We start from the raw sequence: 24,328 nt of genomic DNA, 5'->3' as shown, positions 1-24,328 counted from the left end.
AATCGAGAAGATGGAAGCGAGGACCGGCGCGGCTCTTGTCCGTCGTTCGGCACCAGCTTTCCTTTTGTTCGGTCAGTCGGGTCGGCACTTGTCCAGGCGGCGCAGACAGGGCAGGGCTTCTTTGGCACATTGCGGATCTTGACTGCCCCGGTTGGCCCCGGTCCGGGTATCCTCCCCAGTCCTCTTTTTTCTCTCTCTCTTCTTTTTCCTCTGACGCCACGAACAACCGGCTCGGTTGCGTCGACCGCTTCGACTTCCTTGACCGCCCGGCCCGACCCTGCCTGCTTCAACCGGCTGGGCCCGAATGCTCGCCGCGGAGCCTGCCCCGCACCTGGTTTCGAGTCGGGTCCGAGCAACGGCGCCCCTTCCTCCATCGCTTACCAGGTTCAACTGCGTTTCACCTGCGCTACCCGGCTGACCAGTGTCATTAGGCTTTGGCCCCGTATCCGGTCCAGAGTACCCCGGCGCTTCCTCGATCGCTCACCAGGTTCAACTGCGTTTCACCTGCGCTGACAGGCAGACCTGTGTCATAAGGTCTCGGCCTGGCCCGCCCCGCCTACCGATCAACGCGGACTGCTGTCTTTTTCATCCGGCGCAAGCATGGCCCCGCTTGCCCCCTTTCTTTGTTCGGTATGCCTTTAGCTCGGTCCTGTCCGCGACTGGCGTCGTTTCAACAGCGGAAGGGGGAGGGCATCGGTTTGGAGTGATCGTTGTTCAAGTGCGGAAACAGCGGCCCCATTTGCAAAGTTCTTCCTTGTTCCACCATCAGTAGTTTGAAGGGCGGACCCATGATGCGACCGGTGTCGTTTGCGGGAGGTCGTGGCAGGGATGGGCTGTGTGAACACAATGGCCGGGATGGGTGCTTGCTCGTTCTTTGCCTCCTGGGCGAGCCGTTTGAACATGAGGGCAGGGATGGGCTGTGTGAACACAATTGCCGAGATGGGCGGTTGCTCATTCCTTGCCTCTTGACCAAGCCGTTTGAACATGAGGGCTGAAACTGGCGCTTCCTCGTACCTTGACCCTTGGCCGAGCCGTTTGAACATAATGGCTGGGACTCGCCCTTGCTCTTATCCTTTCGCCTGGCCGAGGCTTGTGAACATGAATAACCGTTCCCGTGCGGGATGTACTGACTCCGCCTGCGCCGTGCCTTTCAGCCGCCGCTTGACCGGGCTATCCAACTGCTCTCACCCAACCGGACAATGAGGATGAGCCGGTACGAGCATCCTTTGCCTTTCTAGCCTGTATGCCATCTCTGGGGCGCTACTTCCTGAAGCCCAGGTTTACACTCGCAACCCGGCATAAATGCTTGTGCCGACGAAGCTATATGGCACCCGTCAACGGCATAAATACTTGTGTCGGCAGAACAGGTATACGCGCTACCGCCTAAGCATAAATCGTTGTGCATCCATCCTCGTGTGACGATCAAGGCCTGTAAGGAAGCGTATCTCTATGCACCGCATTTATAGGCTGGCCCAAGGCATAAACTGTTGTGCAGGCGCGCAACGCTCCATAACACGTACCCGTAATAAAGATTGATGATAGGAAATACAGATGGTATAGTAGACACAAATGGTTGTGCCGCACGGAAGGAAGTTCATCGTGTGGACAGCTGCCGTGATCCCCGGCCGAATGCCAGTGCGGGAGGACTGAACAAGTAAGGCCTCATATAAGGGGCGAGGAAAAAAAGCATGGAAGAAAGCACCATCACCCTGACGACCGAACAGCGCGGCATCGTCAAGAGCAACGCCCCGTATCTGGTTGTCGAAGCCTTCGCCGGCGCCAGCAAGACTTTCACCCTGGTGCAGTACGCACTGGCGCGGCCCTACGAACGAATGCTGTACGTCGCTTTCAACAAGGCGATCCAGATGGAAGCGCAAGCCAAGTTTCCGCCCAACGTCCAGTGCAAGACTACCCATTCCCTTGCGTTCCCCTATACCGGCCGCCTGTATGCCCACAAGACCGGCATGCTGCGTCCCAATGACGTCATGCGTTTCTACAGCATTCCGGTCCTGGCCGCGACGTACCTGGTAAGCACCGTTGAACGCTTCATCGCCTCGGCTGATCGCACCATTCTGGCCGACCATGTGCCGCCCGAGGTGCCTGTTGCCAGTCGCGACCTGGTGCTGAAGAACGCCATTGCATTGTGGGAGGAGGTCAAGAATGTCGATAACACGCAGTTGCGCATGCCGCATGACGGCTACCTGAAACTGTTCCAGCTCTCCAACCCGGACCTGTCAGCGAAATATCAGGCGATCCTGTTTGACGAATTTCAGGACGCCAATCCCTGTACGGCGGCCATCTATGTCAATCAGAAGTGCAAGAAGGTGCTGGTAGGCGATCGTCACCAGTCGATCTATGGCTTTCGGCATGCGATGCACGCCTTTGAAATGATCGAGGGCGAGCCTGAGCGTCATTCCCTGACCCACAGCTTCCGTTTCGGCCGCGGCGTGGCCACTGTGTCGAACCACCTGCTCAAGTGCTTCAAGAAAGAGGAACGCAGCATCATCGGCCGCGGTGTAGCTGAACTGACCCATGCGCGTGCGGATCGCACCCGGCAATACGCCATTATCTGCCGCACGAACGCGAAGGTCTTTGCAAACGCGGTTGCCTTGCTCAACACCAAGAAGGTGCATTTCGTCGGTGGAATCGATACCTACCCGCTGGGCAAGCTGCTCGATGTCTTCCAGATCTGGAACAAGACGCCTGGCGCGATCACCGATCCGTTCTTCCGCGCCTTTGAGGATTTGGACGAACTGGAGTCCTATGCTCATGCAGTGGACGACAAGGAAATCATGTCGCTCATGAGCGCGGTGAAGGATTACGGCCATAACCTGCCGGGCCTGGTCGCCAATGTGCGGGCACAGAACTGCGCAAACCGCGACGAGGCCGATGTGCTGGTGATGACGGTTCACCGGGCAAAAGGGCTGGAATTCGATCAGGTCGTGCTGGAGAATGACTTTGAGGAATTGCTGGACGAGCATGGCAAGTTCCGCGACATGAGCGGCGATGAAATGGCGCAGGAGGTCAACATGCTGTACGTCGGCATGACCCGCGCCATTACCGCCCTGGAAATCAACCAGAACATGCGCAGTTTCCTGGATTTGTGGAAATTGCATCTTGCCGGGCAACCGTTCCAAGTTGGAACGCCGATTCCGGCCGGTGCGCCGCCAGTCGCGCTGAAGGAAGCCGAGGAAGTCATTCATGCGGCAAAAGCAGGCGTCCCGGCGCCAGCGGCCCCTGACCCGCACTTCATCCGGGAAACCGCGATCGAGAAATTTATCGTTCGCACCGCCCGGCTCGACGAACAGATTATCGCCAAAGAGTTGGGCGTGCCGGTGGAAGAAATTGTCGCCAGCGCCGTCAAGATGATCCTCGAAACCCGGCTTTGCCTTCACTACTGGGAAAAGAACGCAGCCGTCATGGGCGCTTTCCAGGCACATTTCAAGAAGAGGCAGAATGCCCAAGGATGATTTTGTCCGGATCGTCTATCCCAAGACGGTCGACGGCCGGAAGAAGCGCACATCGATCTCGGTCGACCCGGACCTGTATCACGTTTTCACGCTCATACGGGGATCGGTGCCGGCCGCGCGGGCGCAGCTTCGCAGCTGGGCCATGGATGTGGAAGGCCAGCGCACCGAAGAACTGGCGCGGATCGGCGCATCCCGGCTGGTCGGGCGCCGCATCATGGCCGAGATCCGCACGCTGGTCGAACGCGGGCTCAAAGTGACGCACCCCCACGAACCGAAGGAAGCCCTCGCGCGCCTGGTGAAACACAAGGCGCAGCGGGACGGCGTGCAATGAGTCCTTTGCGAACGCTGAACATTGTCGTCATGGGTGTGGCAACCGCTGGCGTGATCTGGCTGGCCAGGCACCACCAGTGGCTTTATGCCGGGCTGCTGGCGCTGGCTGCCTTTATCGGCTGGCCACTGGTGTTCGTCTGGTTTTTCGGGCAACACATGACTCTCCCGCGCCGACCTCACGCTACAGGCAAAGAAGAACCGAACAAGGAAAAAAGAAGTGATTACGACGCTTAGAACAATGCTGGCGCAAAAGACGGCGCTGACGAAATGGAGTCTGCATGGCCTCAATGCCGGCGTGACGGTCCTGACCCTCATCCCCTTTGCGCCGGCCACTCTGGAGCAATGGCGCATGCCGCTTGTCTGGGGCAGTTCACTTGTGTCGGTGGCAGGCGCTGCCGGCGTGATGGTCGCATATAGGCGAGCCAAACAAGCTTGAATACTAATCCCTGTGCTGCGGCACAGTTTTTAAACGACGAAAGAAACCCCATGAAGATGTCATACAAATTCGCAGCACTAATCTGCGCCAGCCTGTCGCTGGCCAGCGCCTCCGCCCTGGCTGCCATGTCCAACGAAGAGTTCGTGCAGCAGGAAATGAAGTTCGAGAAGCAGCTGCAGGCGGACGCGAAATTCAAGACCGAGACCGGCGAATTCTGTAAGCGGCTTGGCACCGTCCGGCAGGAAGATGAACCAAAGTGCGTCGCACTCAGGAATGCCAATACGGACAGCCTCTATGGCAACATGAAATCCAGCCGCTTACGCTAACGCCTACTTTGGATTGTGCAATCCAATCATGAGCAGGAGGTGCGCAAGTAAGCATGCAGTTGGATTGCACAATCCAATTTTGTAATGCGCTTCACATCGAATTGGCTACTTGTTCAATTTCTCATCCTCGCTCGGCTCCTCCCTGGGCTTGTAGCGCGGCGTGGGCTGTGGCAGCAGGAAGTAGGCGACGCACAGCAGTGCAATGGCCACTCCGATACGCGGCGCCACGACTACGACCGGAACTGCAGCGATCTGGACCAGCGTCGCTACGCCGAAGCGGCGCGTCATTTGCTGGAGAAAATCGGGTGCGAGCCGTTCGTCCATCAATCGGCGGCCTTGCATTGCATAGAACCACTTCCCCATCCAGGTGCAGCCGGTCAAGGCAAGACCGGCAACCAGGGTCACTGACGCGGCGGGTTCGAAGCCCGTGCCGAGGTGGAAGCACCAGACGCGGATTGGATAAGGAATGACGACGATCGCCAGCAGGAACAGGAGGTTGATCACGCCGAACCAGTGATCACTCTTAGCATAAATGCGACCCGAATAATGGTGCTGCAGCCAGTAGGCGCCGATTACGACATAGCAGAGAACGAGCGCGAGAAATTCGCGCCACTGCTCAGCCATGGCACTTGCCAGGTCACTGTAGTCATGCGATCCCTCTGGAGATCCGGGGACCTTGATCTCGACGATCAGCAGGGTCAGCGCGATGGCGAAAACTGCGTCGCTGAATCCCTCGAAGCGGTCAAGTCCGCGCTCGGCACCATGCGGTTCCGCTTCGGTAGGTTGGTTACGCCTATTGCGTAGCATCATGTGAGTCCTTTCGTGTACGCCGGAGCCGCTCCTCGCGGTACAGCACGCACATCTTTGTTGGACGATCTGAATTACATCCATGCATAAGAAATTGCAAAAGAAACATCAAATTGTCCGCGACTAAGTAACCCTGCTTCTGGCAGAACTTAGACTATCGGGAAGGTTGAAATTTCAATCTAATGCAGATAGAGGCCCCGAAACTCCGGGCCTTTTTCATTTTTCGGGATGTCAGGTAGCTGCGGAAAAGTCTTTGCGGAAATATTTATCTTGCCCATAAGAAATACCAGGCGTATTATGCTGCCTTGTTATGGCGCAATTGCGTTGTATGAGGCAATGCCTACGCCTTTTGTGCAGCGAATCCAATCTGTCAGAGCATTCATGAATACAAGCACACAGCATCAGGTACGTACTGGCCAGACTTGGGCAGAAAAGCATCCTCATTTGGGACTACGCGTTTTCATCATCCAGGCGGTCCGAGACGATAGTGTGCATATGCGCACCGTGTATGACGAAGGAATTATTGGCCTCGGCGATATCACCGTGACGCTGAATTCATTTCAGGCTCAACAGGTTCGCTGGCAGTTCGTCAGCGAGCCAAGCTGATGTGCCCAGTAATCCCCGCAGAACCCACGATCTTCCACTGATATCCCACTTACTTAAAGGACTTCCATGCCATCCCGTATTCTTGTTCCTCTAATCGCCGCGCTCGGCCTTGCCGGTTGCGCCACCACGCTGCAGGACGTCAACCAAGGCCTGTCTGGTCTGAACAATACTCTGGCTGCCGTTTCCAGGGCTCCATCTGGCACATTGCCGTCTCGCCCTGTACCGATTGCCCCGCAGATGAGTGCCGAACAGCAGGCAAGCCTCCTGCAGGCGCTCCAGGGACAACAGGGTGACAAGCGGATCGCCTCGTCGCTACGGGAAGCGTCGCCAACGATCAAGACAGTACTCGAGAAGCGCGCATGCAATTCGTCTGCTAGTACAGCGGTCTACACCGCCCCCGGCCGGGATTTTGCCAGCTTGCTGCCGATGTCCTATACGCCGTATCACAACAAGGCGGCATGCCTGAGCGTCGCCCGCATTCACGGCTGGAAGATGCAGGCCCTGAACGCCTTGTCGTTTGAAGTCGTCTACCTTGCCGACGATAGCGGCGAAACGATCAAGATGGACCACGAAGTCGTCAAGCAGCCAGACGGCGCCTGGCTTTTCTCCCGCTAATTCCCCGTTCTTCGTTGCCAAGAACAACCGGCCTTTGCTCAAGGCCGGCTCCCCGCAAAAAATCATTTCCCAAAAGATACATTTTTCCTTGCTTCACATAAATACATTACGTATTATGGGCGTCTGTTATGTATCTTCAACGCAAGGGAGCGAGCATGTGGTTCAAGAACCTTCAGTTACTGCGGCTACGGCCACATTGGGACATGTCAGCAGCAAAGCTGGCTGGCCTGCTGGCCACGCAGGCGTTCCAGCCGTGCAGCGGTCTGCAGTCCGAGTCGATTGGCTGGATCAGCCCACGCGATGACGGGCAACTGGTCTATGCCTTCAATCGCCAGTTCCTCATTTCGCTGGCCATCGAGAAAAAGAACCTGCCGGGGCAGACCATCAAGCAGAAGGTCAAGGAAAAAGCGACCGAGATGGAAAACCAGCAAGGCTTCAAGCCCGGCAAGAAGCAGCTGAAGGAAATCAAGGAACAGGTCATCGACGACCTGCTGCCGAAGGCCTTTCCGGTGCTGTCCACCATCCAGGTCTGGATTGATCCGGTCAACGGCTGGATCGGCATCGATGCATCGTCGCCAGCCAAGGCAGAACTCGTCTTCAAGTACCTGGTCAAGGCCGTCGAGCAGCTTCCAGTCTCCAGCTTGCGTCTTTGCCGTTCCACCACGACCGCCATGACCGAATGGCTGTCCGAAGATGAAGCGCCCGGCGCCTTCACGGTCGACAACGAGGCCGAACTGCAGTCGATGAGCGAAGGCAAGGCTACCGTCAAATACACCCGCCACTCGCTGGATGCGCAGGATGTGCGTAATCATATCGTCGCCGGCAAGCAGTGCCTGAATCTGGCCATGACCTGGAACGGCAAGATCTCGTTTGTCCTGTCTGGCAACACCACCATTAAGCGTATCCGGCCGCTGGAAGTGCTGAAGAACCATGCCGATCCCACCGCGAAAGGTTCGGACGAAGTGTTCGACTCGGACTGGGCCCTGATGACCGGCGAACTCAACAGCCTGATTAACGGACTGATCAACGCCTTGGGCGGCGAGGTCCAGGATGAACTGGCGGCATGAGATGAAAAACCAGCTAAGCCAGCATCGTGAAATGGATCACCCGGCTTCCAACAAGGCGCTGATGACCACGCCGCCCATGAGCCGGCAGCAGTTCGAGCAGATCAAGAAGCAGCAGCGCGAAAACCGGCGCCTGATCGAGGAAGCCAATGATGCGCGGGAACTGCGCCGCGCCACGTCGGAGTACGCGGCATGACCTTTCCCAGTCCTCACAACGATTCGCTGGAATCGCTGCGCTGGCCCGCCGCTGACGAAACATATACGGTCCACATGCTCATCGAGCAGCATCCCGCCGTCCTGACCTCGCTGCGGCCGTGGTTCGTCACCTTCAGTGCGTACTGTGGAGAACCAACCGACGGCTATCCCGGCGAGTACCGGTTCCACTTCTTTGAGCCGTTTCCGGTGGAAGAATTTCCCCCCCATAGTCCCGTGCATGGCTACGAGATCGTTCGCCAGTACGGTATCGGCGGGATGGCCCATGAAGCCGGTTATGCCACCCCCGAGGAATATCTCAGGGACATGATTCTGTGCGCCGGCCACGCCAACCGCGTCATCGCACACATCCAGGGCGCAAGCCGCGCCTAATCTCTTTTCTGAACGGTTAACACAACATCATGCAAATCCAAGCCGACACCCATTGCAACGCTACCATTGAGCCGCCTTCGCTGGGCGAGTTCCTGAAGAAGACCCGCCTGTCCCAACGCGGCGCATCAGGCCGACCATTGACAATCAGCGACATCAAACGCCGCAGCGACCTTTCTCTTCCGGTGCTGAGCAAGCTCGAAGCGGGCAAGATCCGCGACCCGAAGTTCAGCACGATCGTGCAGGTCTGCAAGGGATACGGCCTTCCGTTTGAGGCGCTGGCTTTCTTTGTCGAAGATATTGCGGCCGCGCGGCAGGTGGGTCCCCAGGCAGGGCACTGAGCCGCCTTACAAACGACTGTCAGTCATATCCGGAAGCCAGATGTAATCGCAAGGTCTGGAATCCTTTTTAACTCACCAAGAAAGCACATCATGTTTAACACCAACAAGGCAGGAAATTTCACCATGAAGAAGCAGGCAATTCTCGTCGCATTGATCGCAGGTCTGGCACTGACAGGTTGCGGTGGCGGTGGCGGCGGTAGTGACAGTGGCAATTCTTCGACGAGCGCGACTACCGGCGGCAACATCACCACCAATACCGGTACAGGCAGTGGCAACAACGTTCCTCAGACGCCGATCCTCGCATCGACCACTGTGGTCGATCCGGTGACGTCGGTGCCGGCTGCGCAGTATGCATCCACCCTCGAAGAAGCGGCAATCTTCAAGGCGCTGAATGATATGCGCGGTGCAATGGGCGTGGGTCTGCTGCAGCAAAGCTTGAAGCTCGATTTTGCAGCAATGAACCATGACTTCTTTTTTGTGAAAAACGAGCTGTACAAGAACGCAACCTATATCAACTCTACGTTCAACGGCATTCTTGGACCGCACTACCAGGACCCGGCGCTGTTTGGCTTTACCGGGCAGTCTCCGGCGGAACGTGCCATCTTTGCCCAGTACACGGGTACGGTTACCGAAAACGTGACCGTCAATACCCCGGCGGGCGATTGCGCGAAGAACCTGTTCAACTCGGTCTATCACCTGATCTCCCTGGTGAACTGGTATCGCGAAGTCGGCATTTCGGTCACACCGGGCAAGACCTGCGTCATCGTTCTTGGCCATGACGTTGCCAACGAAATGAAACCGCAACTGCCAAAAGCAGGTTCGGTTTCGGTGACGCCTTCGGCTGGTCAGACGGGCGTGGAAACCACGTTCTTCAACCAGCTTGAATTGCCAACGCCTGCAGCCGATATTGGCGTGGGCACTGGTGTGGGTCGTCCGGTACTGGTCAACCTGTACTCGCAAGGCGCCGAAACACTGGCACCGACCGAAGTTGGCGTCATCAGCTACACGATGACCCGGGTAAGCGACGGTGCCGCCGTGGATGTTCGCATCCTGACTGCGCCCGGTGTGCTGTCGATGGGTGCGAAACTGACCTCGGATGAGCACATCAATGGTTCCGGCAACATCGTTCTGCTGCCAACCAGCCCGCTTGACGCTGGCACCAGCTACAAAGTCACCTTTGTAGGCTCGGTCAAGCAAAACCCGGTCGGAAAGACCTGGACCTTCACAACGAAGTAATCGTACTTCTGAACCTCTCGGGGTTCTTCAGTATGCCAAGGCTCATTTTCTTCGGAAAATGGGCCTTTTTTCTTTTGCGGCGTAGACAAGCATGTTGGTCATTTCTCCTCGCAAGTGTCCGGCGGACTTTCCGCCTCTCTCGATTTTCGAGAACCAACCTTTCAGGAGAATGCAATGCAAGCAGTTAAATCCAGCCTCGCCATTTCCCAACGCCTCATCCCTGGTACGCCCACGCCACAACGCGATCCGCACATGATTGCGATGTACTCCGCCTTCATCATGGAAGGCATGCATGACAAGGACTACGACGCCGTCCTGACCGCATGGAATGGCGGCTGCGTCGAACTGGTCTGGGAAGTCATGGGCTTCGTGCCTTACCTGGTGGACGCCATCAACGCGGTTGCTAGCGAATGCGGCGAAGATCTGGAATATCCCGGCGTGCTGGAATACGAAGTGGCCGCGCCGTTTGGACTCTGGCTCGCCCAGACCGTCACCGCAACAGGTTCGATGCCGGCGCCTGACGCCTGCCGCGCCTGGCTCAATGATGCGATTGTCGACTTTTTTGCCAAGCATCAGAATGCCGAACGTGTGGCGCAGATCAAGGCGGCTGTCGCGTCACACGCTGGCGCAACGCCTGCAACCAGCCACTAAACTGCGGTTTAGCCACAGATAACTACCCATAGCCCGGTTCCATTCCATGGACCGGGCTATTTTCATTTTTTTATATGTTTGAATAAGTCGTCACCAATTACAAACTGGTTGACACCCACAACTTATGCGGTTTACAGATCTGTGACCAAAACAACATTGATCTACCTCTCATTTATATTGCACAGAAGATACAATCGGGGAACGCTCTCATTACTGCCTACCAATGTATTTCAAGACATCATTTCTCTTAGCACTGTTGTTTACAAGTTCCTCTGCCTATGCCGCACGCGGATCAGATGGATCCGGGTGGCTTATAGTCGTTGGCATCGTAATTATTTGCTGCGTCGTTGGCTGGATCAATACTCAGGCAGACAAACGAGCTGAACGAATTGTCCAGAACCGCATGACCGAGATCAGTGTGCACGAGCAGAGGCAGCGTGCCTACAGTGAGACTGAGCATGCAAAACGTTTGAAGGAAGTCGATGACCGATCAAAAGAAATCGACGAAAAGGAGAGTAGGGAGCGCACCAAGACAGAGAAGCAAGCACAGGCAATGCAAAAGGCAATTGAAGGCATGGAGCAAGCCTTTAGTGAAAGCTACATTCAAGGGCGTAAATGGCTTGCCGAGTTGATTGCTGAAGCGATGACAGCGAAGGATCTGAAGACCGCCCGTTCGCTCGAGAAGAAAAAACATCCGGCTCTTAAAGCTGCAGATGAAGTTCGCGAAGTCCGGCTGGAGAAAAAGGAAATTTTGGAACGCGCAAAGTTTCTTGAGTATGTCTTAAAGACGTATCACGAATATTATCCAGCACTTGAGGATTACTATGAAGACATACTAAACGAGAATGCCTCGCTCGTCCTGGATGAGGACACCAACCCAGATTTCGATCGAGTAAGCACGTACATCAGCAAAGAGGAATACTCCAAACTTCGACCTTCAGTCCGTAATCAGCTTGCTTTGGATAACTGGAAGAAGCGCAAGAAATCCAATGTCGAGATTGGTCGGATGTTCGAGCGCTACATTGGGTATCTTTATGAAAAGGATTCTTGGGACGTAGCCTTCTTTGGTGCCACTGAAGGGCTAAAGGATATGGGACGGGATTTGATTTGCACCAAGTCAAATCATGTGAAGGTCATTCAAGCGAAATTCTGGGCAAAACATCGCACCATTCGCGAAAAACACATTTTTCAGTTGTATGGGACCACCATTCTTTTACCAATGACCAAGCCGATGCTGCGAACGGCAAAAATTGAGCCTGTCTTTTGTACAACTACAGTCCTTTCTGATACGGCGAAGTGGGCTGCAGAAAAGCTAGGTGTCAAAATAGAAATGATGGACATGAAATTCGACTACCCGCTCATCAAATGTAATATTAACGGAAAGAACAATATCTATCATTTGCCTTTCGACCAACAATACGATCGAGTCAAAATTGATCCAGCAAAAGGTGAATGCTATGTGCACACCACTGCGGAAGCAGAACGGTTGGGGTTCCGACGTGCCATGAAATACGTTCCAGTTTAAATATGCAGAAAATTTTTATTGTTGCTCTAGTTGCCTTTGCCTCTCTCAATGTGTTTGCTAATGATGACGCTGCAGATCTGGAGCGTAAAGCAATGCGGCGAGATTACCAAGCCCAAAGAAACTTAGCCTACTCGTATCAAACCGCATCAACGGGGCTGCCAAAGGACTTCATGAAAGCATGCATTTGGCGCACTGTCATTCTTCTCTCCGGTGATAAACAGGTGGACAGCTCTGACACATCGAACCATGCCTATGCCTGCGGCAAGTTGACTGTAGCGGAGCGTGCCGCCGCAGTCATGCAAGGCGAAAATCTGACAAAAAAAATCTACAAGAAGTAGTGCAGCAACAAGTCTTGTTATCCCAAACTAAGATTTTTATAGGACCAGCTCACAGGCTTAAGTCCACAATTAGTGAACAACCACACTAAAGCGTAGCTCCTTGGGCAGCCTAAGCATCGCTTGCTTGCTTACTTCCTTGCCTGGTATTTCATGTTCGCCATATCCATGAGTAACGCAAACCCGCGACAGCGGAGTACTCACTCAACAAATGGAGAAACCATGAACGATCGACAAGGAAACAAGCAGTCCGAGCAACAATCCGGCGCAGCAGAGAAAGGCTTACTCTCGTCAGAACACCGTCATCCCCAGCTCTATTACCTGCACAAGGAGCATGGTGGCCTCTACGAGGTCTCTACCGAGGACGATGGCCGGATTGCGATCTGGCCACAGGGAGGTGGTTTTCAACGGCTCCTGTCCGCGGAGGATTTCGCCAGTCAGTATGTTGTGGCGCCGGCGCTTGTCATGCGCCGCGGCACGGTAACGGCGGACTTCCTTGCTGAAGACGTGGTCCTTCCATGCTTCAGCGACGGCAGCGCCTGGAACGGCTGGGGCATGCCCCGCTTCGACAAGGAGACGGCCCTGAAAATCGTGTCGCTCATGCCGGATCTGTCCTATAACGAGGCGACGGGCATCATTACCCTGCAGTTCGTGGGGGAGGAATCGGAAGACTATCGGCCTCACACAATCACCTGCGAAGGCAAGGCGATCGAAGTCTACGAAATTGGCGGCGGCTGGACGTGGGACAGTGTCAGATGTCCGGAAACGGAAGACGATGACCCGCTAGGCCAGAAAGCCAATGAAAAGAGCTTCCTGCTTTTGTCATCTGACTTCCCTGACGATCCTGCTTCTATGGGAGTGTCGGTTGGGCAGGCGATTGACCAGGTAACGTCCGCAGTCCACGGGACGCCAGCGGGTGCCAAACCCGGCCGTCTTCTCGTGAAATGGCAGGGGGGAGGGGAGACCGCGATAGGGCAACTCGTGATTTACGACGGGTCAGCCAATGCGCGCGACAACCTGAATGAACTGACGACAGCGCTCAATGCGCTGTATGACGCTCAACCGGCGCCAGCTGATGTTGCCGCCTTTTTGAAGGAACGCGGCTGTGTTGATGCCGCTGGGGCGCTTGCTGCATCCCGGGATTAACCGTTCCACCGACCCGACTCTTCCATTTCTGAAGAGTCGGGTTTTTCTACGTGTGCTGCCCACTGTTTTGGTGTCTTGCCCCGTCGTTCCATGAACACCCTGGCAAAGGACTGTGGCGTGCCATAGCCAACCGCTCTGGCAACGGACTTGACCGACTGGCCCTGGCGCAGAAGATTTTCCGCCAGGACGAGGCGCCATTCGGCAATATAGGCAGCCGGGCTGATGCCGACCAGGTCATGAAATTTCTTCGCAAATTTGCTGCGTGACATTGAAGCTTCGGCCGCCAACGTACCAATCTGCCATTCCTGCGCCGGGTTCTCATGAATCAGAGTCAGTACCCTGGCAATGCCGACATCTGCGAAGCCGGTCAAGACCCCCGCCTTCAGTTGTCCGGTTTCCATGGCATGCCGAATTACCTCGAAGACGAGGATGTCACTGAGCTTGTCCATCATGAAGCGCTTGCCAAAGGATTGTGTGGCAGCGCGGGCAAACAGCAGTTCAACGATCTCGCCGATGCTATCAACCTCTGCCAATGGGATAGCCAGGTAATTCGGGAGTGACTGGGCAAACGGATTGCGCTCTGCTTCCTTGAACTGGACATTCGCGCAGACAAGTTCGGCTTCGGTCCCGGGCGCCACGATCAGGCGATGGTTGTAGGGCCGCGGATAAAAAATGATCGTCGGTTCCACGGCCACGATCGTCGAGCCGTCGTCATGCGCCATGGTGACGGGGCCGCGCCGTACGAAATGCAGGTGGCTTATGTTCTGGTTCTCGCTGAAATCATTTGAGCCGCAAAACTCCCCCGAAAAAAAGGTCTCCGCTGCAAAGTTGAAGCGCGGCAGAAGCGATATCAGAAGCTCGTCGTTCATTTGGATGGATCGGTACACTTTTTGGACTATATGTACCAATTATAGCTAAAGTAGGTAACGATTGTGCCGTAAGTATTACTAATTGGAAATTTATTTATTTCATCAATATTCTTGGTTCTCTTTTTGGAAGAACACTGCCAACCTTTTCATTACAAAAAAAATGCAAAAAATGTCAAGACTGAAAATCAGCACCAAGCTCGCGTTGGGATTTGGTGCCATGGCGCTTCTCATCATGATTCTCGCCGCCTTCGCACTCATGCGCATCTACAGCATTGAAGCGGTGGTGGAGTCGCAAAACAGGACGCGCGCAGAGAAACTCGAGCAGCTCTACAGCGCACGGGAAGCGCTCGACCAGACAGGTATTGCTGCCCGCAATGCGTTCATCTTTACCAGCGAGGCGGACGCGAACCGTGAACTCGACATCCTCGACCAGCAAAAAGCGCTTTATCTGGCCGCGCTGAACGCCATGACGCCAGCTTTCAAGGGTGAAGCCGACTTCGAGAAAGCCAGGAAGGGCCTGCTGGCCATGGCAGAAGAACTGAACCGTCCTCGCAAATACCGCAGCGAAGGCAAGATGGAAGAATACGGTGTGTTCCTGGTCAAGGAATGCTCGCCGCTGCGGCGCCAGATCGTTGCCGATATCGATGTCGTGGTCAAGTCGGTACAGCGCAACGTCGATGCGCAAAGCCAGCAAGCTGCTGCAGCAGTCAGCCAGTCAGTACGCATCATCCTGATGGTCGGAGCGCTAGCGCTGCTAGTGGCCGTGATCGTGGGCATCCTAATGACCCGTAGCCTGCTGAGGCAACTCGGCGGCGAACCGGGTGACGTCGCAGACATTGCGCGCCGGGTGGCGCAGGGCGATCTGGCAGTCAGAGTCATCACCAGTGCGGGCGACCAGAATAGCGTGATGGCCGCGATGAAGGACATGCGCGACAGCCTGGTGGGCATCGTGGCGCAGGTGCGTGCCGGCACCCAGTCTATCTCCACTGCGTCTGGCGAAATCGCTGCCGGCAACATGGACCTGTCTTCCCGTACCGAGCAACAGGCATCGTCGCTGGAAGAGACTGCTTCTTCGATGGAGGAGCTGACTTCCACCGTCCGGCAGAATGCCGACAATGCCCGCGCAGGCAATGACGTCGCTATTGCCGCTTCGGCGGTCGCGATCCGGGGCGGCGCCGTCATGAGCCAGGTGGTCGACACCATGGGCTCAATCAACGAGTCCGCGCGAAAGATCGCCGACATCATCGGCGTCATCGACTCCATAGCATTCCAGACCAATATCCTCGCCCTGAATGCCGCAGTCGAAGCCGCTCGCGCCGGCGAGCAGGGGCGGGGCTTTGCGGTCGTGGCAACCGAGGTGCGCACCTTGGCGCAGAAGTCGGCGGCCGCGGCCAGGGAAATCAAGTCGCTGATCGGGGACTCGGTCGAGCGCATCGACACCGGAAGCAAGCTGGTGACGGAAGCGGGGGCTACGATGGAAGAAATTGTCGATAGCGTCAAGCGGGTGACGGCAATCATGGGTGAAATTCTGGTGGCATCCCAGGAGCAGAGCGCCGGCATCGAGCAGGTCAATCGTGCGATCGGACAGATGGATGATGTCACCCAGCAGAACGCCGCCTTAGTAGAGCAGGCGGCGGCCGCGGCGGGATCGTTGCGGGAACAGACAGGATCACTGTCCCAGGCGGTGAGCGTATTCCGGCTGGACGGAGCGGCACCGACGTCCCTTACTGCCCCGGGCAAGAAGCCTGCCACCGCCATTACGCCTTCGCTAATTGCCAACCGAAAACCATCTACGACAGCCAATGTACGATCCTTGGCCACCACCAGTTCAAAGGTGGCGGCACGCGACGCCGGGAACTGGGAAGAATTTTAGGCGTGAGAGTCTGATGCCAAATGTGGCATCCCCGGCTGCTGATTGCCCGCCAAACCTTAATTTCCATTTTGAAATGCCGTAAACCTGATGACGTTACCGTGTTTTACGCACTGCGTATCAGCGGCCCTCACCGAACATCATCATTGAAAACCTTATACATGCACTCTGATTCACCCCTGATGTATCCCTGCGAAGTCCTGAATTTTCGACTTGGCGCCGAGGAATATGGCATCAGCATCCTGAAGGTCCAGGAATTGCGGACCTATGAAAACGTGACCAGGATTGCCAACGCGCCTGACTTCGTCAAAGGCGTGGTCAACCTGCGCGGTGTCATCGTGCCCATCATCGACATGCGCATTCGTTTCAACACCGGGGCGGCAGCCTACAATGAATTCACCGTCGTCGTGATTCTCAACATCCGCAACCGGGTCATCGGCATGGTGGTGGATAGCGTCTCTGACGTGGTGACCCTGGAAGACGGTCAAGTCCGGCCGGCGCCAGAGATGGGGACCGCTGTCGACACCAATTATCTGCTTGGCATTGGCACGGTCGATGACCGCATGCTGATCCTCCTCGATATCGACCAGTTGCTCTCATCGAGCGAAATGGGCCTCTTCGACAAGATGGCTGCGTGAGCAGCTCGTAGTAAAGGCGAATGATAGCGCGGCGCCTCCTTTTCTCCATTGCACGGTGTCTTGTTCGCTATGATCGCTAAGTCTTCCCCTCTATCCCTCAGGGAGAAAATCCGATTTATCCGCAAAAACGCCAGGGCGATGGCGGTATGGCCGGTGGTTTGTGGATTCCTGCTTGTGTCGATATGGGTATGGGCGTCGGCAACAATGCATCAAGAAGTGAATCGCTTGCGGGAACAGGCCCAGCTGACAGTTGCCACCAATGCCCGCATGCAGGCCGAACAGATCGAGCGGACAATCGGCCATCTCGATTACATCATGCAAAGCCTGCAGTTCCAGTGGCAGGAAAATAACGGCAGGCTCAATCTGGAAAAGCAGATGGAAGCAGGCCTGGTGCCAAAAGCCGCGCAGATTTCCGTCACCGTGTTTGGCCCCGATGGGATGCCCGTCACCACAACCAGTCCACAGGTCAAGTCAAGCAAGGGAATCGCTTCCCGGGATTATTTCAAGACGCATGCGGCAAACCCAAGCACAGCTTTGGCCATTTCCAAGCTAATGCGCAACATCCTGATTGAGGGCGACGTCATTATTCTGTCGCGCAGGCTTAACGCACCAGATGGGTCTTTTGCCGGTGTCATGGTGGTTGCCATTGACCCCGTGTTCCTTGCTGCATTTGTTAACGAGATCAACTTCGGCGAGGGAGATTTCATCTCGCTTCGCAGCGCAGATGGCGGCTTTCTGATTTCCAAAACTAAGAAGGGTATTCAGTCCAAAGTACCAAACCTTCTTGAAAGGCGCCCGCCTGAAACCCCGAGCGGCATGCTCTATCGCTCGGCAGACCAGTATCGCGACAATAAGGCCCGGATCATCGCCTGGAATACCGCTGCCAGCTACCCCATGATGGCAGTCGTGGGCGTGGGAGAGGATTCCCTCCAGGCCGAGTATCAGCCTAGACGATGGCAAATTCTGTTGTTTGCGGCTTCCGGCACCCTGGTGTTACTTGCCGTTGCCGTCGTCGGCACGCGCCGCGCGTTCGTGAAAGCGTCACAACGCCAATATAAACATGAGGTGAATGAAGCCTATCGAATCGCCACGGAGAGCGCCAACGATGGCTTCTACATGCTCAGGCCACTGTATGGGGAAAATAGCGATATCACCGATTTCCTGATTGAGGACTGCAACGAGCGGGGCGCAGGCTACAAGGGACTGTCGCGGGAAGCGCTGATCGGCAAGACCGTAACGGAAGCCATCTCAAAGTCTGCGCAGGCTCGCGTCAGGGGTTTTCTCCTGAATGCAATGAAAACCGGATTTTTCGAGGAAGAGATTCAGGTAACGCAGAGACACTCAGGCACGCTCCACTGGCTGTACATGCGCATTGTTCGCTCCAGCGCGGGACTTGCCGTGACATTGAGGGATATTACGGAAAGCAAGAGCCACGAAAATGCCCTGGTCCGGATGGCCAATGCCGACTCGGTGACTTCGCTGCCCAACCGGCACTGGTTGATGAATCATCTGCCTGGCGCGGTCGACCATGCCCGCTCTACGGGCACGATCCTGTCCGTCCTGTTCGTGGATCTGGACGACTTCAAGAATATTAACGACACCCTCGGCCACGCCGCCGGCGATGAATTGCTAAAGGCTGTCGCCATGCGCCTGAAAGGCGTCATTCGGCCGGAGGACAAGATTGCGCGCCTTGGCGGCGACGAGTTCACCATCATTGTTGAATCGGCTCAGACACGCAACGACGTTCTGGCCTTGGCCGAGAGAGTAGTTAAGACACTCGCGTCGCCATTTGCGATGAAGGATGGCACCTGCCCACAACTTGTACAGGCTTCGGTAGGGGTGAGCCTCTATCCTGACGATGGGACCGATCCTGAAACGCTGCTCAAGCAAGCCGATATGGCCATGTATGCAGCCAAGGCACGCGGCAAGGGCATGTATTGCTTCTTCGAGCCGCATATGGAACGCCACCTGGTCATGCAGCTGACGCGGCTAACCGAACTTAAATTGGGGATAGGGCGTGGTGAGCTCGTGCTTCACTATCAGCCAAGGGTGCGTGGTGACACTGGCGAGATCACCAGCATGGAAGCCCTGGTGCGCTGGAACCATCCGGAAAGGGGAATGATACCCCCGGTCGAATTTATCCCGATGGCGGAAAAGACTGGCCTGATCGTGCCGCTGGGGGAAGAAGTCATCCGCATGGTCTGCATGCAACTGGCGCGGTGGAAGGAAGAAGGCCTGCCTGTTGTGCCTATTTCCGTCAATGTCGCGGCACAGCAGATCGATGCCGGTACCGTGAGTGCCATTCTGGCCAGCGCCCTGACCGGCAATGGTCTGGATGCTGGTCTCATTGAGGTGGAAATTACCGAATCCGCCACCATCGCCGAAGATGGCCAGGCGGTTACAGAGCTGCAGGCGATCCAAAAAACGGGGGTCAAGCTCTACGTAGACGACTTCGGCACCGGCTACTCGTGCCTGGCGCAGTTGAAGCGCCTGGACATGGATGGTTTGAAGATTGACCGCGCGTTCACATCACAGATGCTGAACAGCCCAGCAGATGCAGCACTTTTCGAGGCGATCGTCTCGATGGCGCATGCGCTGGATATGCGTGTCGTGGCCGAGGGTGTGGAAACGGCCGAGCAGTTGGCGGCACTTCAGACCCTGTCCTGCGACGAGGTACAGGGCTATTACATATCCCGACCGGTCCCGGCCGCTCAGGCAAAGGGTCTGCTGGAAAAGCGTTATCTTTTCCCTGAGGCGGATCTGGTCGCGTAGGTAGCAAAGCGACCTTTCGGCATCACACCCGGAACTGTTCCCTGTCCTGGCCAGCCAGCCAGTTCGGCATGCGGCCACGGCCGCTCCAGGTATCACCCGTCTGCGGATTACGGAATTGCACGGTGCCGGATTTCTTGGCCGCGCCTTTTTTGCCTTTCGGCTGCAAGTCATCTACGGTAATGCCGAATTCCTGCATGAGATCACGAATTTGTTGAATGGCTCCAGACAATTCCTGTTCACGTTGCGCTGCAGCTTGCTGCTGAAGTTGTTCGATCTGCGCCTGGATTTCCTTCAAGCTTGCCATAGTGATTCCTCTCTCGTTGTTATAAAAAGCGCCGTATTACGTTGGCGGACGCAGGTTATAACATACGAGCTGATGATCAAAACCAATCCATCGGCCTAATTGTTTCAAATCATCTTTGTAAAACCGTTTGTAAACACATCGAAACGGTTCACTGATCTGCATAAAAGGTTGTCATAAAATCATTGTAGTTCTACATTTGCGGATTGCAATTGCTGGCGCTGGCAGTACTCATATCTTTCGGCGTGCTGCATCTCTCCATACCAACACAAGGAGAATTGCATGTCATTTTCAGCAGAAGTCATTCACATTAAAGACCACAACGAAGACCACGAGGTCGGCGGGCTGGATTTGCCTGACGCCGTTACGCTGGCCACGGCACCTCAGCACACGGCCGCAGCATTCGAGATGGTTGAGGCAGGCCTCGGAGAATTTTCCTCGATCGGGGCGTTCAATGTTCGTACCCTCTCGCCCGGAACGATTCAATTCGCAACGTTTGGCCACGTCGCGCTCGGTCAGCGCTTCACATGGAATCATTCTGTCGAAATCGAACGAATCATCATCGAGGCCCAGGCCAAAATTGAAAATGTCATTGAACGCAGCACTCTTCTGGCACTGAGGGAAGTGAAATCATGGCGATGCAATGGCGTTGAACCGGCCGCGCTTTTGCCACCTGTTCTTGATCGAAAAGGGGCAGTCGTTCAATTCGGCGACTGGTGCCGGTTTTCTATTCCCGAAACTGGGAGGAGGGGAATTGGCTGGATAAGCAATTTGAGTTGTCATCCCGTCAGACCAATTGGCGTTCGTCCGCTAAACGAACGCCTGACTGGTGCAATAGGCGCCCGACCGGCAGAAATCGAAATCCTTTCCGATTTCCGCATTTAACGTAGTCACCGGCTCTCGATTCTTCGAGGGCCGTTTTTCTTTCCACTGCTGGGTAATCCCGCTCTTGCGTTCTGTTGTGAGGCATCTCCTTGCACACCCAACCGCCACACCACGGCGAATTTCATAACCCTGTTCATCCCGGCCGAAATGGCCGTTCTTCAAGGAGCTTTTCATGTCAGCAGCAGTCCCCGCGCAGCAAATGTCTTATGGCGAATTCGTCCAGGCAGCAATGGCAACACAGCTTCTCAATCACGGCCGCAACTGGGAGATCTTCCTTCACGGCTGCAGCCTCGGCTTCGCAGACGGGAGCCTGGAGGCAGCGCTGGCGCAGGTGCACGAGCGCGAAGTCAACAATGCTCTCTACGCCAACTCGCCTGACGCTCCGGAATGGATAAAGGCAGACATGCCGTCGGCTGCTGTACTGGCCGAGTATCCCCAAGTGTCAGCGCGATTTCCCGATGTCTTCGCCATGGTTGGCAGCCAGCAGGCCACAGACCCCCGCAATGTGCCGCTCGACTACCAGCAGTTCAACGCCTATATCGAGCAGTGCTTTTCCGAGATGGATGCATCGCTGCGCGATCTGGTTGTCTGTCCCGCTGGCCATGCCTGGAAACAGGCAAGGAGGCCGCTACGGTGGAATGATGGCGATCCGCTTCGCTCTACTCTGAACGGTGCTTCATTCTTCATTGCCCCCGCGTTGGCAAATGAGCATGACGAGCACCAGTTCGGGATCGAGGTCCGGTACTTTTGGCAACGGCGAACCTTGCAAAGGAATGACAGGACCGAGGCATTTGGCGATGATCAGCACCGGGTAACGCTTTGGGTGTCACAGGGCAGGCCATTTGCCGCCATGAGCAACAGCCTGCTGGATCAGTCAGCGTCGTTTTTCTACGCTGATGACATCCACGCCTTGGCCACCCAGGTCTCCGCGGCAATCAGGACTGCACTTTCCCGATCTGTCTGCACAGGCGTGGCAAGCGAGTCTTCGTCGGCTTAACCGTTGTACCGGCCCCTTGTCCGCTTTTTGCGACAAGGGGTTTTTTATATCGCTCCAGTTCAACCGCTCTGCTCAGGCAGCAGGGACGCCGTCGGTCTTCTTTTTTCTTGTGCTGCATTTACTCATACCAAGGCAATCCGGACAACCGGCAATCCTGGCTTGTGATCATTCAACAATTTTTGCAGGGGAGTCGCCGGCGGCGATCACTCTACAATTTAAGGAGGGAAAAAATGGTTTTGATCTGGACAGACCCGCAAGTCGCTGCAGCATTGATTCAGGCGGCAGGAGCCGCAACTGCGGCTGCCTTCGCTGCCGTCGGAACACTGATGATCGGCCGCCAGGTGGCGCGTCGCAAGCGGCTGGAGGAGAAACTACTGGCAGCACAAGGCGACATTATCTTTTTGCTGGAAGTCGAGGCGCAGCATTGCGAACTGCATAAGCAAGTAAGCAGCGAATCGTTCAAGTTGCGCGTTCGCAGAACCGTTACCGAGAAAGGCCATCAATGGTCAGGTCGATTCACACCCAGCCGCATCAGGGAATCGCAGCAGCCAAAAGACCCGGCAGTCCTTAGAATCATCAGGGAACGGGAAAGACAAAGAGAGCGTCGTGAACATGCAGTTGTCTGCGAAGGTTAACATTCAATTTTTAACGGGGAATTTTTTATGAGAGCAATCCTGATTGCACTGCTGATCGCGGGAAACGCCGCGGGCGGGTGGTATTTCACTGGTGGCAGGGTTGCCATGGGGCTGGGTATTGTCGCAGCGTCGTGGATCGTCTTCGTGATCATCGATGCATTGGTTCTCAAATCATCTTATGCCACGGAAGAAACTGTTGTTGAACCGATCCTGCCTTCTGAAGCTCCCGCTGAACGGATCGTTTTTGCGAACCTTGAGGAACAGGCGTCCGCAGCCGGAACGACCGACAGAAGCCATGCGGCATCTTTTCCGGACATCCGCGATGAAGACGCCGCCACAGCTGAGCACCATGTAACGCCTGCCAAAGACCCTGTCACTGGTATTCCTGCAAAAGAAAAACCAGATACGCAACAGTGTCTGTTCTGACCTGCCATTTCGTTAAACCCAACCCCTGACGCATTCATGCCTCAGGGGTTTTTTCTTGCCCGAACGGTTTGTGCGCTTGTGTATGGATGTGACGCATTTCTCCTCTGTACGGTATGCCGGGGCTGTCCCGGAACTCAATCTAACTCAACAGGGAGCACATCGTGATCGTATCGCAGGCACATACCATCGGCGTTAAGGAGTTTCTGGGCACGGATGAGGAAGGGCAGGTCGTTCGCCTCGCGGTCCAGGATTTCGGCCATCTTGTCAGGGCGTCAGGTCCCTTCATGCAGTTCAAACGGGTCAGCTTCGAGCAATTCTCGGACATGATCGAATCGAACTACGACATCAGGCAGGCGCGCACCGGCGAGACCGTGGAAGTTCTCCGCAAGGTGCATCAGCGCAACCAGGTGCAGCATGAACCCATGACGCAATGACTTCAGGACTGCCTTACCCGACCCGGCTACTCATTGAGTGCCGGGTTTTTTTATTTCCTGGGCGATGGTGCGCTTGTCATTTCGTGTGGCGCATATAGGAAGGCACGATCAATTCAAGCCAATACACCATCTCAGAAAGGAATTATTCTATGAAACGTTCGCCAGTAGTTGCCATGCTGTGTGTTGCCGTCCTTGCAGCCGTCCCGATGGGCCTGGCCGTTGCGTGGGAAGCGGATACGCAGTACCGGGACTGGAGGAATGACCCCAGGCCGCCGCAGGACACCGTCAAGTGTGCCGACGCACAGGAAGCCTGGCTGGCGGAGCCACAGAAGCGTGTGAACATCGACATGAGCAATCCCGGCGCATTTCGCTGGAGCCTCACGGAAGTTCATGCGCAGATGGCGAAGCTTTGCAAGTGAGTTCGTCCCTGAGTGCCGCTATGGCCGCTCAGGGACGTTCTTTTTTCCCTGCAAGAATGCACTGTAATGTCTATCCAGCTCCAGCCACCTAACTTGCTTCAGCCGCCCTCGCTTTCCTCGGACAGCGGGGGCTTTCTGTTTGCCGACAATAGAATATTGAACAAGACAATAAAGTCTTGAACCGCGGGATCAATATTTTCAGAGTGTCCCTGTGAGACAAGGCTATCTTACGGGCGCTGCTGCCATGGTTTGGACCGCACCCGACCCTAAGCAGCCAGTAGCACTGGTGTACGTTTTTGGTCTATACACTCTTGTCCGGATCCAGTTCGCCAATGCGATGTCTGGGCGGCATTTCGAATCTAAACAGCGACTCCGGGCTACTAACGTCATGCCCTGGAAAATGAGCGTGGATCGAATACTCCCAAGGTTTGTTTTCTGTCCTCTGTCTGCTCGCACCGACAAACTTGCCGTCATGGTTACGCTCGACCAAAGCCTCGCATATCGTTGTATGGTTTAGTGCATCTCGTTATACACAAGTCACGCATCCTCTGTTCGGAGCGCCTGGATTGTAGAGGCGGCATCCATGGTGCGCTGAAGTCCGATCCAGAGGGT

At 55.6% G+C, this 24,328-nt stretch carries 28 protein-coding genes; 25 read left to right on the top strand and 3 right to left on the bottom strand.

Features of this window, described 5'->3' with window-relative positions:
• Nucleotides 1–1,688: 1,688 nt before the first annotated feature.
• Genes QOL82_RS26960 through QOL82_RS26940 form a run of 5 tightly spaced genes read left to right on the top strand, consistent with a single transcriptional unit; the run spans nucleotide 1,689 to nucleotide 4,562 of the window.
• Nucleotides 1,689–3,470: a UvrD-helicase domain-containing protein gene (locus tag QOL82_RS26960; RefSeq protein ID WP_283445417.1), complete on the top strand. Its 1,782-nt coding sequence runs from the start codon at nucleotides 1,689–1,691 to the stop codon at nucleotides 3,468–3,470.
• Nucleotides 3,457–3,801, top strand: coding sequence for a hypothetical protein (locus QOL82_RS26955; protein WP_283445416.1), 345 nt, complete (start codon nucleotides 3,457–3,459; stop codon nucleotides 3,799–3,801). The genes QOL82_RS26960 and QOL82_RS26955 overlap by 14 nt, the downstream gene beginning before the upstream one ends.
• Complete coding sequence (locus QOL82_RS26950) at nucleotides 3,798–4,034, top strand: hypothetical protein (RefSeq protein ID WP_283445415.1); 237 nt, start codon at nucleotides 3,798–3,800, stop codon at nucleotides 4,032–4,034. The genes QOL82_RS26955 and QOL82_RS26950 overlap by 4 nt, the downstream gene beginning before the upstream one ends.
• Nucleotides 4,018–4,236: a hypothetical protein gene (locus QOL82_RS26945; protein WP_283445414.1), complete on the top strand. Its 219-nt coding sequence runs from the start codon at nucleotides 4,018–4,020 to the stop codon at nucleotides 4,234–4,236. Before QOL82_RS26950 ends, QOL82_RS26945 begins: the two co-directional genes overlap by 17 nt.
• A complete protein-coding gene (locus QOL82_RS26940; RefSeq protein ID WP_283445413.1) occupies nucleotides 4,233–4,562 on the top strand; it encodes a hypothetical protein in 330 nt (109 codons plus the stop codon). The genes QOL82_RS26945 and QOL82_RS26940 overlap by 4 nt, the downstream gene beginning before the upstream one ends.
• A gap of 105 nt (nucleotides 4,563–4,667) precedes the next feature.
• Here QOL82_RS26940 and QOL82_RS26935 read toward each other — a convergent pair whose 3' ends face one another.
• Complete coding sequence (locus QOL82_RS26935) at nucleotides 4,668–5,372, bottom strand: TMEM175 family protein (protein ID WP_283445412.1); 705 nt, start codon at nucleotides 5,370–5,372, stop codon at nucleotides 4,668–4,670.
• Nucleotides 5,373–5,750: 378 nt separating this feature from the next.
• Here QOL82_RS26935 and QOL82_RS26930 point away from each other — a divergent pair, with 378 nt between their 5' ends.
• The 11 genes from QOL82_RS26930 (at nucleotide 5,751) to QOL82_RS26880 (ending at nucleotide 13,470) form a co-directional block, all read left to right on the top strand.
• Nucleotides 5,751–5,975 carry a hypothetical protein gene (locus tag QOL82_RS26930; protein WP_283445411.1) on the top strand — a complete coding sequence of 75 codons (225 nt, stop codon included), beginning with the start codon at nucleotides 5,751–5,753 and terminating at the stop codon, nucleotides 5,973–5,975.
• A 66-nt stretch (nucleotides 5,976–6,041) separates the two neighbouring features.
• Nucleotides 6,042–6,590, top strand: a complete 549-nt coding sequence (locus QOL82_RS26925; protein WP_283445410.1) for a hypothetical protein — start codon at nucleotides 6,042–6,044, stop codon at nucleotides 6,588–6,590.
• A gap of 155 nt (nucleotides 6,591–6,745) precedes the next feature.
• The gene (locus tag QOL82_RS26920; protein ID WP_283445409.1) at nucleotides 6,746–7,657 is read left to right on the top strand and encodes a recombination-associated protein RdgC; all 912 of its coding nucleotides are present in this window, start codon (nucleotides 6,746–6,748) and stop codon (nucleotides 7,655–7,657) included.
• A 1-nt stretch (nucleotide 7,658) separates the two neighbouring features.
• Nucleotides 7,659–7,850 carry a hypothetical protein gene (locus tag QOL82_RS26915; protein ID WP_283445408.1) on the top strand — a complete coding sequence of 64 codons (192 nt, stop codon included), beginning with the start codon at nucleotides 7,659–7,661 and terminating at the stop codon, nucleotides 7,848–7,850.
• Entirely contained in the window at nucleotides 7,847–8,239 is a 393-nt protein-coding gene (locus QOL82_RS26910) for a hypothetical protein (protein ID WP_283445407.1), read from the top strand. The genes QOL82_RS26915 and QOL82_RS26910 overlap by 4 nt, the downstream gene beginning before the upstream one ends.
• A 29-nt stretch (nucleotides 8,240–8,268) precedes the next feature.
• The gene (locus QOL82_RS26905; protein WP_283445406.1) at nucleotides 8,269–8,577 is read left to right on the top strand and encodes a helix-turn-helix domain-containing protein; all 309 of its coding nucleotides are present in this window, start codon (nucleotides 8,269–8,271) and stop codon (nucleotides 8,575–8,577) included.
• A 90-nt stretch (nucleotides 8,578–8,667) separates the two neighbouring features.
• The gene (locus QOL82_RS26900; RefSeq protein WP_283445405.1) at nucleotides 8,668–9,813 is read left to right on the top strand and encodes a CAP domain-containing protein; all 1,146 of its coding nucleotides are present in this window, start codon (nucleotides 8,668–8,670) and stop codon (nucleotides 9,811–9,813) included.
• A 174-nt stretch (nucleotides 9,814–9,987) separates the two neighbouring features.
• On the top strand, nucleotides 9,988–10,464 hold the full coding sequence (locus QOL82_RS26895; protein ID WP_283445404.1) for a hypothetical protein: 477 nt from the start codon (nucleotides 9,988–9,990) through the stop codon (nucleotides 10,462–10,464).
• A gap of 403 nt (nucleotides 10,465–10,867) precedes the next feature.
• Complete coding sequence (locus tag QOL82_RS26890; protein ID WP_283445403.1) at nucleotides 10,868–11,989, top strand: hypothetical protein; 1,122 nt, start codon at nucleotides 10,868–10,870, stop codon at nucleotides 11,987–11,989.
• Between the two features lie 2 nt (nucleotides 11,990–11,991).
• On the top strand, nucleotides 11,992–12,327 hold the full coding sequence (locus tag QOL82_RS26885) for a hypothetical protein (RefSeq protein ID WP_283445402.1): 336 nt from the start codon (nucleotides 11,992–11,994) through the stop codon (nucleotides 12,325–12,327).
• A gap of 219 nt (nucleotides 12,328–12,546) precedes the next feature.
• Nucleotides 12,547–13,470: a hypothetical protein gene (locus tag QOL82_RS26880; RefSeq protein ID WP_283445401.1), complete on the top strand. Its 924-nt coding sequence runs from the start codon at nucleotides 12,547–12,549 to the stop codon at nucleotides 13,468–13,470.
• Here the strand turns inward: QOL82_RS26880 and QOL82_RS26875 are convergent.
• Nucleotides 13,467–14,339, bottom strand: coding sequence for an AraC family transcriptional regulator (locus QOL82_RS26875; RefSeq protein WP_283445400.1), 873 nt, complete (start codon nucleotides 14,337–14,339; stop codon nucleotides 13,467–13,469). The two genes, QOL82_RS26880 and QOL82_RS26875, sit on opposite strands and share 4 nt — an antisense overlap.
• Nucleotides 14,340–14,499: 160 nt before the next feature.
• Between QOL82_RS26875 and QOL82_RS26870 the strand changes: the two genes are divergently transcribed.
• The 3 genes from QOL82_RS26870 to QOL82_RS26860 all read left to right on the top strand — a co-directional run bounded on the left by QOL82_RS26870 (nucleotide 14,500) and on the right by QOL82_RS26860 (nucleotide 19,619).
• Nucleotides 14,500–16,212, top strand: coding sequence for a methyl-accepting chemotaxis protein (locus QOL82_RS26870; RefSeq protein ID WP_283445434.1), 1,713 nt, complete (start codon nucleotides 14,500–14,502; stop codon nucleotides 16,210–16,212).
• A 158-nt stretch (nucleotides 16,213–16,370) separates the two neighbouring features.
• The gene (locus QOL82_RS26865; RefSeq protein WP_283445433.1) at nucleotides 16,371–16,847 is read left to right on the top strand and encodes a chemotaxis protein CheW; all 477 of its coding nucleotides are present in this window, start codon (nucleotides 16,371–16,373) and stop codon (nucleotides 16,845–16,847) included.
• A gap of 204 nt (nucleotides 16,848–17,051) precedes the next feature.
• Nucleotides 17,052–19,619, top strand: coding sequence for a bifunctional diguanylate cyclase/phosphodiesterase (locus tag QOL82_RS26860; RefSeq protein WP_283445399.1), 2,568 nt, complete (start codon nucleotides 17,052–17,054; stop codon nucleotides 19,617–19,619).
• A 22-nt stretch (nucleotides 19,620–19,641) separates the two neighbouring features.
• Here the strand turns inward: QOL82_RS26860 and QOL82_RS26855 are convergent, their stop codons facing one another.
• On the bottom strand, nucleotides 19,642–19,923 hold the full coding sequence (locus QOL82_RS26855) for an H-NS histone family protein (RefSeq protein WP_283445398.1): 282 nt from the start codon (nucleotides 19,921–19,923) through the stop codon (nucleotides 19,642–19,644).
• Nucleotides 19,924–20,202: 279 nt separating this feature from the next.
• Between QOL82_RS26855 and QOL82_RS26850 the strand changes: the two genes are divergently transcribed.
• The 6 genes from QOL82_RS26850 to QOL82_RS26825 all read left to right on the top strand — a co-directional run bounded on the left by QOL82_RS26850 (nucleotide 20,203) and on the right by QOL82_RS26825 (nucleotide 23,716).
• Entirely contained in the window at nucleotides 20,203–20,805 is a 603-nt protein-coding gene (locus QOL82_RS26850) for a hypothetical protein (RefSeq protein ID WP_283445397.1), read from the top strand.
• Nucleotides 20,806–20,977: 172 nt separating this feature from the next.
• Entirely contained in the window at nucleotides 20,978–21,802 is an 825-nt protein-coding gene (locus tag QOL82_RS26845) for a hypothetical protein (protein ID WP_283445396.1), read from the top strand.
• Nucleotides 21,803–22,032: 230 nt separating this feature from the next.
• Nucleotides 22,033–22,437, top strand: a complete 405-nt coding sequence (locus tag QOL82_RS26840; RefSeq protein ID WP_283445395.1) for a hypothetical protein — start codon at nucleotides 22,033–22,035, stop codon at nucleotides 22,435–22,437.
• Between the two features lie 27 nt (nucleotides 22,438–22,464).
• Nucleotides 22,465–22,863 carry a hypothetical protein gene (locus QOL82_RS26835; protein WP_283445394.1) on the top strand — a complete coding sequence of 133 codons (399 nt, stop codon included), beginning with the start codon at nucleotides 22,465–22,467 and terminating at the stop codon, nucleotides 22,861–22,863.
• Between the two features lie 161 nt (nucleotides 22,864–23,024).
• Nucleotides 23,025–23,297 (top strand): hypothetical protein, encoded by a 273-nt coding sequence (locus tag QOL82_RS26830; RefSeq protein WP_283445393.1) that lies wholly within the window; start codon nucleotides 23,025–23,027, stop codon nucleotides 23,295–23,297.
• A gap of 149 nt (nucleotides 23,298–23,446) precedes the next feature.
• Nucleotides 23,447–23,716: a hypothetical protein gene (locus tag QOL82_RS26825; protein WP_283445392.1), complete on the top strand. Its 270-nt coding sequence runs from the start codon at nucleotides 23,447–23,449 to the stop codon at nucleotides 23,714–23,716.
• The last annotated feature ends 612 nt before the right edge of the window (nucleotides 23,717–24,328 follow it).

The organism is Noviherbaspirillum suwonense, from assembly GCF_900182955.1.
Taxonomy (GTDB): Bacteria; Pseudomonadota; Gammaproteobacteria; order Burkholderiales; family Burkholderiaceae_D; genus Noviherbaspirillum_A; species Noviherbaspirillum_A suwonense.
This window is presented reverse-complemented; position numbering and strand designations above follow the sequence as displayed.

Excerpts from the sequence above, each read along its gene's own strand:
- QOL82_RS26960 (WP_283445417.1), top strand. The coding sequence starts at position 1,689 with ATGGAAGAAAGCACCATCACCCTGACGACCGAACAGCGCGGCATCGTC.
- QOL82_RS26955 (WP_283445416.1), top strand. The coding sequence starts at position 3,457 with ATGCCCAAGGATGATTTTGTCCGGATCGTCTATCCCAAGACGGTCGAC.
- QOL82_RS26950 (WP_283445415.1), top strand. The coding sequence starts at position 3,798 with ATGAGTCCTTTGCGAACGCTGAACATTGTCGTCATGGGTGTGGCAACC.
- QOL82_RS26935 (WP_283445412.1), bottom strand. The coding sequence starts at position 5,372 with ATGATGCTACGCAATAGGCGTAACCAACCTACCGAAGCGGAACCGCAT.
- QOL82_RS26930 (WP_283445411.1), top strand. The coding sequence starts at position 5,751 with ATGAATACAAGCACACAGCATCAGGTACGTACTGGCCAGACTTGGGCA.
- QOL82_RS26925 (WP_283445410.1), top strand. The coding sequence starts at position 6,042 with ATGCCATCCCGTATTCTTGTTCCTCTAATCGCCGCGCTCGGCCTTGCC.
- QOL82_RS26920 (WP_283445409.1), top strand. The coding sequence starts at position 6,746 with ATGTGGTTCAAGAACCTTCAGTTACTGCGGCTACGGCCACATTGGGAC.
- QOL82_RS26915 (WP_283445408.1), top strand. The coding sequence starts at position 7,659 with ATGAAAAACCAGCTAAGCCAGCATCGTGAAATGGATCACCCGGCTTCC.
- QOL82_RS26910 (WP_283445407.1), top strand. The coding sequence starts at position 7,847 with ATGACCTTTCCCAGTCCTCACAACGATTCGCTGGAATCGCTGCGCTGG.
- QOL82_RS26905 (WP_283445406.1), top strand. The coding sequence starts at position 8,269 with ATGCAAATCCAAGCCGACACCCATTGCAACGCTACCATTGAGCCGCCT.
- QOL82_RS26900 (WP_283445405.1), top strand. The coding sequence starts at position 8,668 with ATGTTTAACACCAACAAGGCAGGAAATTTCACCATGAAGAAGCAGGCA.
- QOL82_RS26895 (WP_283445404.1), top strand. The coding sequence starts at position 9,988 with ATGCAAGCAGTTAAATCCAGCCTCGCCATTTCCCAACGCCTCATCCCT.
- QOL82_RS26890 (WP_283445403.1), top strand. The coding sequence starts at position 10,868 with ATGACCGAGATCAGTGTGCACGAGCAGAGGCAGCGTGCCTACAGTGAG.
- QOL82_RS26885 (WP_283445402.1), top strand. The coding sequence starts at position 11,992 with ATGCAGAAAATTTTTATTGTTGCTCTAGTTGCCTTTGCCTCTCTCAAT.
- QOL82_RS26880 (WP_283445401.1), top strand. The coding sequence starts at position 12,547 with ATGAACGATCGACAAGGAAACAAGCAGTCCGAGCAACAATCCGGCGCA.
- QOL82_RS26875 (WP_283445400.1), bottom strand. The coding sequence starts at position 14,339 with ATGAACGACGAGCTTCTGATATCGCTTCTGCCGCGCTTCAACTTTGCA.
- QOL82_RS26870 (WP_283445434.1), top strand. The coding sequence starts at position 14,500 with ATGCAAAAAATGTCAAGACTGAAAATCAGCACCAAGCTCGCGTTGGGA.
- QOL82_RS26865 (WP_283445433.1), top strand. The coding sequence starts at position 16,371 with ATGCACTCTGATTCACCCCTGATGTATCCCTGCGAAGTCCTGAATTTT.
- QOL82_RS26860 (WP_283445399.1), top strand. The coding sequence starts at position 17,052 with ATGCATCAAGAAGTGAATCGCTTGCGGGAACAGGCCCAGCTGACAGTT.
- QOL82_RS26855 (WP_283445398.1), bottom strand. The coding sequence starts at position 19,923 with ATGGCAAGCTTGAAGGAAATCCAGGCGCAGATCGAACAACTTCAGCAG.
- QOL82_RS26850 (WP_283445397.1), top strand. The coding sequence starts at position 20,203 with ATGTCATTTTCAGCAGAAGTCATTCACATTAAAGACCACAACGAAGAC.
- QOL82_RS26845 (WP_283445396.1), top strand. The coding sequence starts at position 20,978 with ATGTCAGCAGCAGTCCCCGCGCAGCAAATGTCTTATGGCGAATTCGTC.
- QOL82_RS26840 (WP_283445395.1), top strand. The coding sequence starts at position 22,033 with ATGGTTTTGATCTGGACAGACCCGCAAGTCGCTGCAGCATTGATTCAG.
- QOL82_RS26835 (WP_283445394.1), top strand. The coding sequence starts at position 22,465 with ATGAGAGCAATCCTGATTGCACTGCTGATCGCGGGAAACGCCGCGGGC.
- QOL82_RS26825 (WP_283445392.1), top strand. The coding sequence starts at position 23,447 with ATGAAACGTTCGCCAGTAGTTGCCATGCTGTGTGTTGCCGTCCTTGCA.